The sequence below is a fragment of the Psychrobacter cibarius genome (assembly GCA_030686115.1).
GTDB lineage: Bacteria > Pseudomonadota > Gammaproteobacteria > Pseudomonadales > Moraxellaceae > Psychrobacter > Psychrobacter cibarius_C.
Genome location: CP131612.1, coordinates 417,969 through 433,984 on the forward strand (window position 1 = coordinate 417,969; position 16,016 = coordinate 433,984).

12 protein-coding genes are annotated in these 16,016 nt (G+C 43.8%); 5 read left to right on the top strand and 7 right to left on the bottom strand.

Annotated features, from left to right (window positions below):
- The first annotated feature begins 30 nt into the window (after positions 1-30).
- Entirely contained in the window at positions 31-1,140 is a 1,110-nt protein-coding gene (locus Q6344_01785) for a 4-phosphoerythronate dehydrogenase (GenBank protein ID WLG15111.1), read from the top strand.
- Positions 1,141-1,212: 72 nt separating this feature from the next.
- Positions 1,213-2,238 (top strand): EF-P lysine aminoacylase EpmA, encoded by a 1,026-nt coding sequence (gene epmA / locus Q6344_01790; protein ID WLG14113.1) that lies wholly within the window; start codon positions 1,213-1,215, stop codon positions 2,236-2,238.
- A gap of 116 nt (positions 2,239-2,354) precedes the next feature.
- Here the strand turns inward: epmA and Q6344_01795 are convergent, their stop codons facing one another.
- From Q6344_01795 to Q6344_01820, 6 genes are all read right to left on the bottom strand, one after another.
- The gene (locus tag Q6344_01795; GenBank protein ID WLG14114.1) at positions 2,355-2,993 is read right to left on the bottom strand and encodes an NAD(P)H-binding protein; all 639 of its coding nucleotides are present in this window, start codon (positions 2,991-2,993) and stop codon (positions 2,355-2,357) included.
- Positions 2,994-3,167: 174 nt separating this feature from the next.
- Positions 3,168-3,617: a YaiI/YqxD family protein gene (locus Q6344_01800; protein WLG14115.1), complete on the bottom strand. Its 450-nt coding sequence runs from the start codon at positions 3,615-3,617 to the stop codon at positions 3,168-3,170.
- Positions 3,617-4,975, bottom strand: a complete 1,359-nt coding sequence (locus tag Q6344_01805; GenBank protein ID WLG14116.1) for a 5-(carboxyamino)imidazole ribonucleotide synthase — start codon at positions 4,973-4,975, stop codon at positions 3,617-3,619. Before Q6344_01805 ends, Q6344_01800 begins: the two co-directional genes overlap by 1 nt.
- A gap of 190 nt (positions 4,976-5,165) precedes the next feature.
- Complete coding sequence (gene purE / locus Q6344_01810; protein WLG14117.1) at positions 5,166-5,726, bottom strand: 5-(carboxyamino)imidazole ribonucleotide mutase; 561 nt, start codon at positions 5,724-5,726, stop codon at positions 5,166-5,168.
- 99 nt (positions 5,727-5,825) lie between these two features.
- A complete protein-coding gene (locus Q6344_01815) occupies positions 5,826-6,791 on the bottom strand; it encodes a metallophosphoesterase (GenBank protein ID WLG14118.1) in 966 nt (321 codons plus the stop codon).
- Positions 6,792-6,972: 181 nt separating this feature from the next.
- Entirely contained in the window at positions 6,973-7,581 is a 609-nt protein-coding gene (locus Q6344_01820) for a rhomboid family intramembrane serine protease (protein ID WLG14119.1), read from the bottom strand.
- Between the two features lie 374 nt (positions 7,582-7,955).
- On the opposite strand from Q6344_01820, the gene Q6344_01825 reads away from it, so the two are divergent.
- Both Q6344_01825 and Q6344_01830 read left to right on the top strand, forming a co-directional pair.
- Positions 7,956-9,584, top strand: a complete 1,629-nt coding sequence (locus Q6344_01825) for a hypothetical protein (GenBank protein ID WLG14120.1) — start codon at positions 7,956-7,958, stop codon at positions 9,582-9,584.
- A gap of 464 nt (positions 9,585-10,048) precedes the next feature.
- Entirely contained in the window at positions 10,049-11,644 is a 1,596-nt protein-coding gene (locus tag Q6344_01830) for an OmpA family protein (protein ID WLG14121.1), read from the top strand.
- An 82-nt stretch (positions 11,645-11,726) separates the two neighbouring features.
- Here the strand turns inward: Q6344_01830 and nagZ are convergent, their stop codons facing one another.
- Positions 11,727-12,812: a beta-N-acetylhexosaminidase gene (gene nagZ, locus Q6344_01835; protein WLG14122.1), complete on the bottom strand. Its 1,086-nt coding sequence runs from the start codon at positions 12,810-12,812 to the stop codon at positions 11,727-11,729.
- 554 nt (positions 12,813-13,366) lie between these two features.
- Here nagZ and Q6344_01840 point away from each other — a divergent pair.
- Entirely contained in the window at positions 13,367-15,577 is a 2,211-nt protein-coding gene (locus Q6344_01840) for a carboxy terminal-processing peptidase (GenBank protein ID WLG14123.1), read from the top strand.
- Positions 15,578-16,016 lie beyond the last annotated feature (439 nt).

Below are 16,016 nucleotides of genomic sequence, written 5' to 3' on the forward strand. Positions count from 1 at the left end.
GCAAACGCTATGCAAAATAGAGCGAACTCTATTGACAGCATTACTATCGTGGCCGATAGCAATATCGCAAGCTTGGATGCGTTTTTTAATGCTTCGATGCTTGGACAGGCGTCTGAGCAGACGGTCAATATAATCACCGTCGCTGGACGTGATATCAATGCGCAATTACTGGCAGACGTTGAGCCTGATGTGCTGTTGATACGTTCGGTGACGCCAGTAGGCGAGGCATTGCTAGCCAATAATAACAGCGTAAAATTTGTCGGTTCGGCGACTATCGGTACCGATCATGTCGATCAAGACTATTTGGCGGCGCGAAATATCACTTTCGCCAATGCGGCTGGATGTAGCAAGCATTCTGTTGCGCAGTATGTATTGACGGCGATTTTGACGTTGCGTCCGCACTATTGGCAGCAATCCACGAAGCCATTAACATTGGGCATCATCGGACTTGGTAATATTGGTAGTACGCTAGCTCAGTATGCCAATGATTTAGGCTGGCAAGTACTAGGCTATGATCCACTACTGCCTGCATCGAATACGAATAATGCCAGCCTTGAGCAAGTGCTTAGCCAAAGCGATGTAGTGAGCTTACATGTGCCTTTAACCGATAAAGATACTACAAACCCTAGTGGCAGTGATTATCCAACAAAGCATCTGATTGACGCAACTACGCTGGCAGTGATGCCTGCGCATACCTTGTTGATTAACAGTGCACGAGGACCAGTCATTAATGCGCGTGATTTAGAAGCAGATATTGAGCGCACAGATCGCCAAGTAGTGCTTGATGTGTTTGAATTTGAACCAGAGATTTCTGAGAGTTTATTGTCCAAACTGGCTATCGCCACTCCTCATATCGCAGGCTATACGGTCGAAGGTAAGTTGCGTGGTACGCAAATTATCTATGACGCGCTCTGTGAAAAATTGGCAGTCTTGCCTGTATTGTCGATGCATCAGTTGCTACCGCTTAATACTTATCTCTGGTCTGAGCTAAAAGCACATCCAGACAGATTACAGAAGTTTTACGATATCATGCACGATGATGCTGCACTAAGAAGCAAACTGGCTGACGGTCAAGTAAAGGGTACTGACTTTGATCAGTTGCGCCGAGATTATCACTTACGCCGTGAATGGCAGTGGTAAAAGTTAGGCAGCCCTCAACCCTAAAGTAGCATCTGAGAACTTATTCTTATCCTTTAATTGCAGTAAATAATAATGACCCAAGAAAGTAACTCTTCTTCAAAACCCAGCTATGCGCCGACCATGACATTGGCAATGGCTCAGCAGCGTGCGCAATTGATGATCACCGTTCGTCAGTTTTTCGCCACGCATCAAGTGCTTGAAGTGCAAACACCGCTACTATCGCAGGCTGGCAATACTGATACTTTCTTACAATCAGTTGCCGCGCAAGTGACGTATCAAGATAAACCTTGTACTTATTATTTGCATACTTCACCTGAGTTTGCCATGAAGCGTTTACTTGCCAGCTGGCAAGTGCCTATATATCAAATTTGCTCCGTATTTCGAGATAACGAAATAGGCGTACGCCATAATATCGAATTTACCATGCTTGAGTGGTATCAGCCGAATTATAGTCTGGATGATATGGCGGCTGAGCTAAGTGAGTTATTAGCGGCGCTTTATGGGCATTCAGTGGTGATGAGTCATTACCGCTATGTTGATGCGTTTATGGATTTCGTCGGCATACATCCGCTGACAGCTAGCCTTGATGCCCTGCAAGCAGTAGCAGAAGATAAGGGTTTGACAGGTTTTGATTTCAATAGTGATTTGGATAATACAGAAGATGGCGAAACAGAGGTTCGTCAAAGCTGGCTGGATTTGCTGTTCAGTCATGCGGTCGAGCCAAACTTGGGTCACGACTTACCTACCTTGATTATAGAATATCCACCTGCCACGGCGGCACTGGCAAAAACAGCGGTTGATAAAGAGGGCAATACAGTCGCTAAACGTTTCGAGCTGTATATCAATGGTATTGAGATTGCCAACGCTTATGATGAGCTAGCAGATGGACAAGCGTTAAGAGAACGGTTTGAGCAAGACAATCAACTGCGTAAGCGTCATAACCTGCCACAAATGCCAATCGATGAGCATTTATTAGCAGCGTCTGATGCTTTAATACCCTGTAGCGGTATTGCCGTTGGTATCGATAGATTACTCATGGTAATCACAGGCGCGAATAGCTTAGAAGATGTGATTTCTTTTCCAAGCGGTTTGGCCTAGTCGATTATTGAGAGACTTAATACAGTTGCCACTTATTTGACAAGCCTATTAGAAAAAAGCGAGTAACCCATTAGGCTTACTCGCTTTTTTCGTTTTAATCGCTGTAAAGTTGATTCTTATAATTTTGCAATCGCTTCATCAATCGCAGTTTCACCGTTATGCATACTAAACACTTTCTTGATGGTATTATTGGCATTTAAGACGGCTGCCAAAGTAGTCGCCACATCGGCAATTGAATTTTCTCCAGCATTATCATCGTTGACAGTGATTTTACCAGTTGCTTCGCGCTCTTTTAGCGCCCCTGCTTGAACGATGGTGTAATCAAGGCTACTGTTATTAATTAACCACTGATCCGCATAGTGTTTGCAGATATAGTATTCTTTTAGGTCAGCAATACCAGCATTGTCCCATTTACTGGTGTCTAACGAAAAGACGGTACTGAGCATGATATAGCGTTTAATACCTTTGTCCTCTGCGGCTTGCATGGTCTTGACCGCCCCATGCAAATCTACTTCTAAGACATCTTTGCCACCAGACCCTGCAACGAAATATATAGCGTCAATATCTTGGTCAATTTGCTTTTGTATAGCCTCTTTTTCGGCGGTGATATCTAAATCTAGCTGGCTATAATTGTCATCGGTAAACAGCTTTTCTTCTTGGCGTGTCGTGCCAATAACTTGATGGTTATCCGCTAATAGTTGCTTGACCAAATCCGTACCCACTCGACCACTTGCCCCAATTACTAAAATTTTCATTGTCATTCCTATTCTTATATACGTTATCGTTGTTGTAAAAACTGACTATAGCGTATCAAGAAAAAAAGGCACACTTCGTTATGAAGCGTGCCGATTGCATAGTGTTTGGTTATGGCATGTATACGGTTTGCAAAGTGGATAAGATAAAAAAACCAAAGACAAAGCGGGTGAAAACTAGCGTACCAACTTGTTTAATCCATCAGCAAAAGCTTTTTTATCACGATCGCCATAAGGTTTTTGACCACTCATTTCTTGTAGCTCGAGCACGCCAGTACCGCGCATGGTATCCATAAAATCACGCATATTGAGCTTTTGCTTGATATTATTTTTATCATAAACCATGCCGCGAGAGGTCAAGACCATACCACCTTTGTCCAAAATGTCATTAGCCAAAGGAATGTCGCTAGTAATAGCCAAATCGCCTGGCTGTATTTGCTCAACGATATAATCATCGGCTTTATCAAACCCTGATGGCACCACTGTCATGACAAGCAGTGGTGACTTACGCAGTTTGATCGGCTGATTGGCGACGAATATTGCCATGGTTTGTGTGCGTTCAGCGGTTTTGATAATCAAATCTTTGGCAATCAATGGCACCGAATCGGCATCTACCCAAATCTGCATTATTTCTTAACCTTTTCTGTTTTTGCCTTAGCGTCGATAGCCTGAGTTGTTTGGCTGTCATCAATATGGATTTCTGTACTCTCTAAAATATTGTCATTGTTATTGTCAGTAATGATTAGACTATTTGCCGCTTTTGGCTGGCTATCAATTGCAGATGGTTTTTTCTCAAGTCCCATTTTATTGGGTAGCGTAGCGACGAGCTTGGCTAAAGCAGGCTCTAAGTCGGCAACATCATTGGGCATCAAGGTAATATGCGCAATTTTTCGGTCATCGCGTTCTGCTTTATGGTAGCTATGATAGTGCGCACCATCGATATTTAGTACGTCGCTGATATCTGGATATTGTCCCAAGACATTGAGCATAATGGCTGGATGCACGTTGTCGGTGTCACCTAATGGCAGATTGACGACGGCACGAATGTGGTTCTCAAATTGGCTGGTGACAGCGCCTTCAATACTCCAATGTCCTGAATTATGCACACGCGGCGCAATTTCATTAGCGAGTAGCGTGTCATGACCACGCGCATCTTTGGTCACAAAGAGCTCAAGTGCCATCACACCAACATAGTCTAAGTGGTTCATGATCTTGGTGATGGCATCGGTTGCTTGTTTGAATAAATGACTGGTGCCAACGGCAGGCGCTTGGGTCTTGGCTAAAATACCATTATGATGATGGTTTTCGACCAAATCGTAGCAACGAACCTGACCATTTTGTGCGCGTGCGGCGATAATAGAAAGCTCGCGGCTAAAGTTAATAAAACCTTCTGCAATCAAGGGTGCAGGCGTTGGCGTTAGTGAGCCTTTACCCGTAACTGCATCTTTAAGATCTTGCCATGCTGCCTTGATATCACTGTCTTGTCTAATCACGAACTGACCTTTGCCATCATAACCACCACGGCTGGTTTTTAGGACGATAGGCAGTCCTAATTCATGACAGGCTTGCTGCAAATCCGCTTCAGAGTTGACAGCCATAAAGGGTACAGTGGCAATATCAAGCGAATTGAACATCTGCTTTTCTTTTAAGCGGTCTTGAGCGATATCAAGCGCAATCAATGGAGGAAACATACCTTGTTTACTACCTGATTTTGACAGATCGGTCAGCTGTTCAACTGTCGCAGTCGGTGTGTTTTCAAACTCTAAGGTGAAAACGTCTGCTGCGGCGATGAAGTCTTCCAATTGATCGTTATGAAAGACGCGGCCGTATAGGCTAGCAGGGCATTCAGCGCTGTCTTCTAAAAACACACATTGGTAGCCCAGTGGCATCGCTGCTTCGGCAAGCATCATACCAAGCTGACCACCGCCTAAAATACCGATGGTACGAATGGTTTGGGTAACAGGGTAAGCGTTCGCTGTAGTCATGGCAGGCTCTTTGAGTTAAAAATGAATAATATTTTGGGTGTATTAAAAGGCAAAAAGTCATCTATTAAAATAGGAAAAGGTGCATTACATGCACCTTGTATTAAGTAAAACCCATCTAAAAATAAATATCAAGTAAATAGCCGCTATATCTCAATAATGGGATTCAAGAACCGTTATCAAAGACAGGTAATTAGCTATTGATAATGCCTGGCGTTGGGCTAGCAAGGATGGTATCAGTTTGCATTTGGCGCAGATTGTCCAGCTTAGTCGCAATAGTCTCATCATTCAATGCTAACACTTGAATCGCAAGCAGGGCAGCATTGTAAGCGCCTGCTGAGCCAATCGCTAATGTGCCAACTGCGACGCCTTTAGGCATCTGTACGATAGACAAGAGACTATCCCAACCGCTGAGCATGGAAGACTTTACAGGAACACCAAACACAGGTAACGGCGTTTGACTGGCACACATGCCAGGCAGATGAGCAGCACCACCAGCGCCAGCGATGATAACTTGTAGACCGTTATCTTTTGCGCTTTTTGCATAGTCAAACAATCTATCAGGGGTGCGGTGTGCTGACACCACTTCACAATCAAAGGCGATATCAAAGTCTGCGAGTAATTGCGCTGCCGCACTCATGGTTGCCCAATCAGATTGTGATCCCATAATAATGCCAACTTTTGGCTGACCAGCAGGGGAGGCGATAGGGCTGTTTTGATCCATCGTGTTAACAGTAGCTGTTGTGGTGCTCATGCTTTGATATCCTCAAAAAGACCATCATACAAAAGTTTTGTTGCTCTCGTAAAGCCAAGTTTGATTTTTAATAAAAAAGCGGGGACAATAGTACCAATTTTATGGATTGGGGTTTACCGTTTTATCATGGCGATATTGGACAAAGTTACTGGCTTTTAGTGGCAATGGTTGCTCAGTATTGAGCTGATAACAAGTCAGATATCCGCTGTCTACCGCCGCTGAATAATCAGTACAGGCAACTTGTGAACTCAGTGGCTCAGGCGTGCCAGTTAGCCAATAATGACCGACAAATACTGCTTTATTCGTTTTCAGGGCGAAATCAATATTTTCAGCCAACACCTCTTTTGGAATCTGCGCCAATGCTGATGCAGGCGCACGCGCCACCTCATAAAGACGGCGCTTATTCAGCCCGTCAAGCCACCAGCATACTCGAACGCGCTTGCGCTCAGTGCCTTCTTTATCGACCATGATCATGCCGTCGGGTAATGCTGTTTCTACACCTTTTAATACCCGCTCTAGCGCGTCAAATGGCGCCGTGTTTTCTTTGGCAGTGGCGACTAGCCCGTGCGGCGTTAAACAGTTATCGTTAGTCAATAATGGCTGCAATACTGCCATACTATCGACATCCCAGCAGGCATGAACAAAACAAGCGTCGTCTGTTTCAATCCATAAAGGCAGCTCATATAACCGATTAAGCCAATATTGATGACGCTCTGAGCCAAAAGCTATTTCGGCTAAAAATGCCGCATGTTGGCGTGTATGTATGTCATTGTGCGAGCGCAGATATTGGCTGGAATTATCAGGGTCAAGTGTGGCAAAGGCGAGGGCATTATATTCATGATTACCCATTATCGCATCTGCCACGTTAGCATCTAACATGGCAAAAACAATCTCTAAGGTAGCCAATTGCTGTGGTCCTCGGTCAATCAAGTCACCGATAAATAACGCCTGATGCCCTACTGGCGGTACAAAGTACGTGCCATTATGAACGTAACCTAGCTGCTCTAATAAGCCAATTAACTTGTCTGCGTAGCCGTGAATATCACCGATAACATCTATCATCATAATAATTATCAAATTCTTAAATAGTTTGTTAAGTATAAGTTTGTGCAAAACATAACGCGACGTTAATCATTGCTTAGTTACTTAAATTGCCATCATAAACCAAGTGCTCATTTCACTTTTTATCACTGAGTTTTATTTCAGTTTTTACCACTAAACTTCATTACTGAACTTATTACTAAATTTAAAGCCCAGGCGATAATAGCGCATTGATAAAATGCGGTAGGACTTGCGGTTCTAAAATAATCGTGGCAATAACCCCAAACGCGCCGCCCCACATATGCGCCATATGATTGATATTAGAGCCGCCCCGTTTGTCTGCATAGATACTATAAGCAATATAAGCGACGGCGAATAGGATCGCAGGTATAGGAATAATCGCGAATAGGTAGATTTTTTCCCACGGTGCCAGCAAAATAAAAGCAAACAACACGGCTGATACACCGCCTGACGCGCCAAGGCTTAAATAGCTCGCATTGTTTTTATTCTTAAGGTAGCTTGGAATCATCGCAATGATAATGGCCAAGACGTAAAAGACCACAAAACCATAGCCAAATAAGAACGGCTGATACAGCCCTTCAATAGCACGACCGAAAAAGTATAAAGTAAACATATTAAAGAGCAGGTGCATGCTATCGGCATGAATAAAGCCATGCGTGACAAAACGGTCCCACTGCCCATTATTTACCGCTGGCGGATAAAAAATAAGTCGATTAAATACTGTCTTGTTTTGCCATGCCACTAAGCTGACAATAACCGTGATAATAATAATAAGGGTCGTATGATTGAACAAAGGGAAATCCTTAGGCTGCGCCTGATATGTGACAATGTGATGAATAACAATGTTCAAAGCCTACGCATTATGGCTGAGTGCAAACTAAATAGGACTGACAAGCAATTATTAAGCATGAGCTATTTATAATAAAGTAATACTAACAGTAGTTATGACAATGCAAAAACTTATTATGTGACAAAATAGTGCATTTATATGCTTTTATAGTGAATAATATAGCAGGCTGTCAGGCAAATTAAGTAATGCTTCGTATCTTGACGGTAATGGCGGGTTAAATGAGAGCGGTATCCAAGAATACAGACGCTAACGACAAGTAAAATAAACGTTTCATGCGTTGGTAAATTTAAAATAAAGGCCGAAAGAGGCAGTAATCTATGAGTATTATCGACCAATTAGAAAAGACCGTAACGCCAGCTGTCATAGGTGAGCGCAACAGTCATGATAGTGTGGCTTACAGTAGCTTGCTAGAGCAGTTTTATGCCATCTTGGCATCACGTCTCGCCTTGCCGCAAGTGTATTCACAATTTATCCGCGCCGAGCAAGGGATGGTTGATAGAGTCACAGAAAGTCCACTGTTCGAGCAACTGTGGCAAGATAAAAGCATACAACAGCTTATGATCCGAGAGCTGTCTGCTACCCATCATATTGATGAGTTTGCTACGTTACAGCTGCTTATCAATGCCGCGCCACTGGCTTATCGTGAGCTGACAGTATTGGCAAACGGCCAGTTTTTACCAGCGTTTTTGCAGGGAGAGCAGGCGGCACTGCGTCAGTATTTACCGATGTGGTCAGCACCTATTATTACTGCTCCTCAAAACGTAAATAGCGCATCAGAATCACACCCACACATCGCCGTGGATATTGATAGCGTACCAGTGCGTGACACCTCCTTGGATGGACGGAAAAATTCTCATATAGATACCAGTACGATCGCCGCAGCGACAGCCGCTTATAAGCAAAATGCTGATACAGCAGATAAAAAAGATATTGGAAATACTGATGTAGAAAGTATGAGGATAGGTGATACCGATGGTCATTTTAGTGCTCATACTGGTGCCATTCATGCCAATCCATCCGCGCATCATTTGGCAGAAAATAGCAGTATGAAGCAAGAAAAAGTACGTACTCGCAATCAACGTAATGATTTACTGGTACGGGTGGGTTTATTAATAGTAGCCATTGCCGCGATAGGGCTTGCTGCTTGGGCAATATTGATCAGACCGAACAACGCGCCGCCTATAGAAGCCGCTGCGACAGTGCCTGTTGTGGTAGCACCAACGCCTGCACCAGTAGCGCAGGTAATGACTCCCATTGAGCTCATCGTTGGCGTAGATAACAGCGGTAGTCTGTATGCCTGTAGTGCTACCATTGGCGATGCAGCGCTACAAAGCACCTTGCAACAAGCGCTCAATACCAGCTTTGGTGAGCAAGCGAGTATTTGCGAATTAACAGTACAGGCTGGAGTTGCTAGTAGTATTGCCAACTTACCAGAGGAATTACTACCCAATGTCTTGACGATGATTAGGTCTACGCCATTTGCACGCCTACATTTGCAGAATGATCGTTTTATGTTAGAAGCGCCAGACAGTATGCTATTGCAACGACTGGTTACGGATATGCGTACTTTGATACCTGCCATGGTCATCGATAGTACTGCACCATTACCATTGCCTGAAAATAACGATGCTGATGCAATGAATAATACGAATAACCAGTTTGAGAATGAGGGAGCTGCCAATAATCAGTATGCTAATGACTATAACAACGGTGGGTCTGGAGAGTTCCAAGCAGCAGATGATGATACAGGCGATCGTATCGTACCTAATCCTGTACCCAACAATTATAGTAACAATGCCAACAATATTCCCAGCAACATTCCTAACAATACCCCTAACAATGCACCGATGAATAACAGACCGTCAGGTGCTATTTCAGAATCGGAGGTAGATGATATGGCAAGTACACTCATCATCGCTGAACCTGCACAAGTAAGGAATAAATGATTGGATAATAGAGGTGTTTAACGATTGTTTAATCACCTATCCATTGAAACAAGTTATCAAGTAAAGATGGCGGTATAAGTTGCTTATACCGCCATTTTTTCTGTAGATACCCAGTTAGAAGTATCTAAAAAACGATAAAGTATCTGAAAAAAGGATGTATTTTCTCTATTTATACATAAGTTTTACTGATTCTTTTATGGCTTCTCACTGGGTTAATGATTGGTTATTTGCCATGTTTTTGGTTACGTGTGACACTTGAAATATTACCTAACGTATCATTTGTACAACAACCTGTTGATTGTTAACACTGACTTAATACTTTTATAATGATGAAAATTGAACAGGGTCAAGATGGTTTTAGCTGTCATGGTTCTTATTTCAAATCATTATTTTATCTGGTGTTTTTTGAATATTTTAATTATATAAATCGATACTAATATAGGCATTAATAGGAGAATTGTATTATGGATATTATCAGTCATTTGACGCGTACAGTCAGCCCAGCCGTGCTGGAAGATGATCATAGTCCCGCTAAAAAGGGGCTGCTTGAACAGTTCTACGCTATTTTTGCGGCTCGCTTAGCGGATAACGATACTTATAATCGTTTTGCAAATGAGAATATCACTCGTGATGACCAAGGGTTTTATGACCGTGTATGGAGCGATGATTCGCAACGTGATCAAATCGCTCGTGAGCTGGCAGGCAAGCATAATGTTGATGCAACGTCTTCGCGTGGACTGATAGCGATGGCAGCGCCACTGGCTTTTCACGAAATCAAAAGCTTGGCAGGTACCACACCAGTGCCGCAGTTCCTAAATGATAATCTCGACAGTTACCAGCGTTATATCCCTGCTTGGGCAAGTGCCGTTCTGCCAGTCGGTGTGTTTGCAGCGACGCCTGCTGCTGGCGCGCGTATCTCTGATACGGTGAGCACCGCTCCATTGCAACGCGAAGAAGAGCAGCAAGGCAGCTTTATGAAAGCATTGCTCCCCATTATTGGCTTGATTATTTTAGGCGCATTGGCTTGGGCTTTACTTCGTGGTTGTCAAGAGAACCCTGAGCCTGTCGCTACACCGGTGGCCACTGCCCAACAAGCAGCGCAGGGAGAGGGTCAGTTGGCAGTGGCAGGTGATATCGAGCCTGCATCATTGCGCATTGCGACTGGTGAAAATAGTGAGCTGTATGCTTGCCGTATGAATGTGGGCGACGAGACCTTGCAGACCAATGTAATGAATGCGTTAACCAGTGCATTTGGTGAAGAAGCCAATAAATGCCGTGCTGATGTCGATGACAATTTTGCAGTAGATATGCCAGCAGCGGCTCAGCTAGCTACTATCTTGCCTATCGTCAAAAATGTACCAAATGCGAGCATGATCATCAAAGGTGATGTTATCACTGTCAATGCGCCTGATGCAGCGGCATTAGATAAGCTAGTGGCTGACTTACAAGCAGCTGTTCCTGCGATGACCATACAAGCCGAAGGACCGTTAGATTTGCAGGGTGAGATTGATAATAGTTTGGCAGCTGCGGATGTTGCTATGACCAATCTTGGTAAAAACCCAGATCCACGTGATGTGGCTCGTGCATTGAGTATTCAGGTGATCAACTTTGAAGTGGATGAAGCGGTCATTCCTGATGTCAATAAAGAGCTGCTTGACCGCGCTGCTAAGATTATCAAAGAAGTACCGAATATGAAGCTGACGATTATCGGTCATACTGACAGTCAGGCATCAGATTCTTACAATGTAGAATTGTCTCGTGATCGCGCTGAGGCAGTGAAAGAGTATTTGGTATCTCAAGGTGTTGATGCTAGTAAATTGATGACGAAAGGCATGGGTGAATCAGAGCCTATTGCTGATAACTCAACTGAGCAGGGTCGCTTCCGTAATCGCCGTATTGAATTTATAGTCAATGACGAGATGGCCAGTGCGAACGATGGTATGATTATTAGTAATAACGCGCTTGACCCAGACTTAAACCCTTTGGATAGCAATAACGATGACTTGTTGCCTGATGGTGATGATGCCACTCAAGGTACGGCAGTAGATCCAACCAATTAATGCACAAAAGATTGATTGAGAAGTTATTTATTCAAAAAAACCGCACCTTTATAAGATGCGGTTTTTTATTTTGTTAAGGCTATTATTTATAGGCGGTCGGATCTTTTAATTCAGTAGCGCTGCGAGTCGCTTGTGCCTCAGATTGAGGATTAAAAAAGGTTTGAGTCACGTTTTGCTTTGCCTGTTGCCAATAATCGAATTGTTGACAAGTTGATTCCAGATCACCTTGCCATGTTGGTATCTGTCCGCACATTGTTTTAATACGGTTTTGATTGGGATAAGGCAGCTCTTGTGCGGTCTCTGCGGCTTCATGGGCGGCGACGCGATCATTACAAACCAGCGCAATATCACAACCCGCTTCAATCGCGGCTTTCACACGTGCGCTGACATCGCCTGCGGCTTGAGCACCTGCCATACATAGATCATCAGAGAATAAGACCCCATCAAACTTTAGCTGATCCCGTATGATGTCCTTGAGCCAAATTTTAGAAAAACCTGCTGGCTTATCATCGACTTGCGAAAAAATAACATGGGCAGGCATTAAGGCATCAAGCCACGGTAAGGTTTGGGCAAAAGGCTGCATATCGCTATGCATAATCTCATCCAAGCTACGCGTATCGATGGCCTCAGCCACATGGGAGTCAGGGGCAATGGCGCCATGACCGGGGAAATGCTTGCCTGTGGTTGCCATGCCAGCGGCTTTCATACCGCGCATAAACTGCGTCGCCAGCGCAGTGATCGCTTGCGGCTCTTGATGAAAGCTACGATCCCCAATGACTTGGCTGATGCCATCTTTGTCAAGTACTGGGGCAAAACTGAGATCAATGCCCACGGCCAATACTTCTGTTGCCATTAGATAGCCACAATCGTAAGCACAGCTTAGCGCATGGCTAGGCTCTTGATTGAATAATTCCCCAAGCCTGCCCATGGCGGGGAGTGGGGTAAAGCCATTGCGCAGGCGTGCGACTCGTCCACCTTCTTGGTCGACGCCGATTAATATGTCCGGGTTGTGATAACGTATGTCGTCACACAACGCCCGTACTTGTGCGGCATCTGCAACGTTTCGGGCAAATAGAATCACCCCGCCCACCTGTGCCTGTTTGATTAAGCTGACATCTTCTGCTGTCAGTGCGGTACTATCGATATCAATCATTAAGACGCCGTACATTGCGTAATCCTTATGGTGTTATATATTGTTGTATGATCGGTTCAGATTCAAATAAATAAATGATGATAGCTGGCAGTGTGCCACTATTATCAAAACTGCTTTATTATGACAGTTATTATCAGATGAGCATAATGTGGCAGATGAATAGACTCAAATCAATTCGCGAGTGGGCATTGAATCGTCAATAAATGACCCAAATAATGATGAACAATAAATGTCATAGAAAGTTTGGTATGTGCAGGCGTAGCGTGTAAGATTGCTTATACAGTTTGAGACAGTTGGATATCTATGTGCATGATAATATTGAGTGATTTTTAACAATATATTAGCAAACAGCAATGGCATTTAGTGACCATAATTATTCAGAAAGTAGCATTTTAGAAAGTATCGTTTTAGATTTTAGAAACTATCATTGAATACATATTCGATTGATAATGGTAGATAAGTATTTCGTGACTTAAAGATAAAGCATTTATAGGCGGCGATTGATTCAGTCACTTTTGATTTTTATAAAACAAATAATATTATTAACGTAAAATAACTAGGTATATATGATGAAAAAACAACCAGCACAGTGGTTACTCAGTGCAGCGTCAGTGGGCATCGCCGGTATTATTCTCACCCAGAGCTACGGGACGGCAATGGCCGACACCAATACTGAAGGCTTTGTACAAAACCCTGAACAAAAAGTCACCACTCGCCAAGTAGCCGCATTGCTGGATCGTAGCCACTATTTGAATCAGCCGCTAGATAGCAAAACGGGCAGCGAAATCTTGTCTATGTATATCGATAGCCTTGACCCAAACCATACGTTGTTTTTGCAGTCTGATGTGGATGAGTTTAAGAAAAAATACGCCGATGAATTTGGTGCTCGCCTCAAGCGTGGCGACTTGTCTGCAGGAGTAGAGGTCTTTGAACGCTATCGCAAACGCTCAAATGAGTATTTTGCGATGGCGAGCAAGATGCTAAAAACCGATATTGATTTGACGAGTGATGATACGATCGTGCTCGACCGTGAAAAACTCAATCATTTTAAAACCAAAAAAGAGCAGCGTGATTATTGGACGCGTCAGCTTAAGTTTCAGCTGATGAGTATTACCTTGGGTCAAGAAGATGAAAAAGCCAAAGAAAAAGTATTCCTAAGCAATCCAGATATTACTCGTGGGCAAGATTTGGTGCGCAACGACCAACGTACACCAAGCGAGATTTTACAAAATCGTTTATCGCGACAGCAAGAGCAGTTTAAGCGTCTCACAAACGATGAAATCATGGAAACCATCTTAAATACGGCGATGCTGACTTACGATCCGCACAGTAATTATTACGCACCGATTCAGGCCAACGAATTACAAATCCAATCTAGCTTGCAATTAGAAGGCATTGGCGTCTCTATTCGTCCTGATCGTAAAAACCCAGATTATACTCGCATCGTGACCTTGGTCGATGGTGGTCCAGCAGCCAAATCTGGTCAGATTAAACCCAATGATTTGATTATCGGTATTGCCAAAGATGGCGAGAACATGACAGACGTGGTTGGCTGGTCAACGCGTGAGATTGTGAGCTTGATTCGCGGTAAACGTGGCACGTCAGTGACCATCAAAGTGCGTCAGCCAAATACTCCTGATGCTAGTGCCCGTAATGTGACGGTGGTGCGTGATATTATTCAACAAGAAGAGTCAGGGGTTAACCAGCGCGTGGTAGAAGTACAGCGCCCTAATATTGATAAAACGCCAAAACGCATCGGCGTCCTTGAGATACCAAGCTTTTATCTGAATTATCAGGCACGCCGTAACGGTGAGGATTATCGCAGTGTCAGTATCGATACCGAAAAAGCATTGAAAGCGTTGAATAAAGAAAATATTGATGGCCTCGTGGTTGATTTGCGCAATAATCCAGGTGGTTCATTGGATGAAGTAGCAAAAATGCTTGGCTTCTTTATCAAGAGCGGGCCGATGGTGCAAATCCGTGACAATCGCGGCAACATCCAAGTCTACCGTGACGATGATGGCGGTGAGCAACTTTATGATGGCAAAGTGGTCGTTATTACCAACCTAGCGTCTGCCTCAGCCAGTGAGATATTTGCCGCGGCTATCCAAGATTACGGTCGTGGGCTAGTGGTTGGCAGTACGACAACGGGTAAAGGTTCAGCGCAGATTCAACTCGATAATTTGGCATTGGGTTCAGCCACTTTAACGCAGCGCAAATTCTATCGCATCACTGGTGGTAGTACGCAGAATAAAGGTGTGGTACCTGACGTAGAGTTGGTCAATATCTACGATGATGCCACTTTTGGCGAACGTGCGCAGAAAAAAGCGTTGCCTTGGGATACCATCAAAACGGCGCCTTACAAGCCTGAAGGTAAGTTCACTGACACGACGCTGGCGACACTTAACCAGCAGTCTAAAATTCGTCAAGAGCAAAACCCACAGTTTGTTTATCTATCAGCGCTAAACAACATTCGCGATATGGAAGATGAGAAAAAACCAATTCCACTTGATATCAATAGCCGCCGAGCTAAGATGCAATTGATTGAAAAGCGTTCACTAGAGGCTGAAAATAAACGTCTTATTGCAACGGGTGAGCGCCCTTATGCAAATTGGAACACCTATCAAGCAGCAATGGATGCAAAATTTGAAGAGCGCAGTCGCATGAAAGCCAAGGAGCGCCCAGAGCTACCGGAAGACGAAGCCTTCATCAATGAAGCGGCCTATATTATGCTGAGCGCTGAACCTAAAGCCTTGCTAAGCCCTGAAGAGAAGCTATAAACCGTCAATATTGTCAGCCAAAAAGGCTGTGATTAAAATCCATGTAAGCATATGCTTACATGGATTGACGTTTATACCTCTTACTAACCATGAGGCAATCTGCGATTATAACTGTACGGCACGATTGAACGAAACGGTTCATTGATACTAGGGATTGGTATCTCAAAGGTCGCATCAGGGATAGGTGGTTTGCTGATTAAGGATGATAAGGCTGGATGCCTGTCAGTTATAGGATACTCCGGGATTAGGTATCATATAACGATAACATGGATGGTTAGTGATAAAAGCCGCATAACGCTTGTCGTTATGCGGCTTTGTTACGTCTGCTATATATTAATTGAGAAACACGACTAACTAGCTAATAGGTGTTAATAGGTAACTCAGTAGCAGTGAATAGTTTGTAAGCCTGTCAGGTTGCTTAATGTACGCCTAAGAGGTT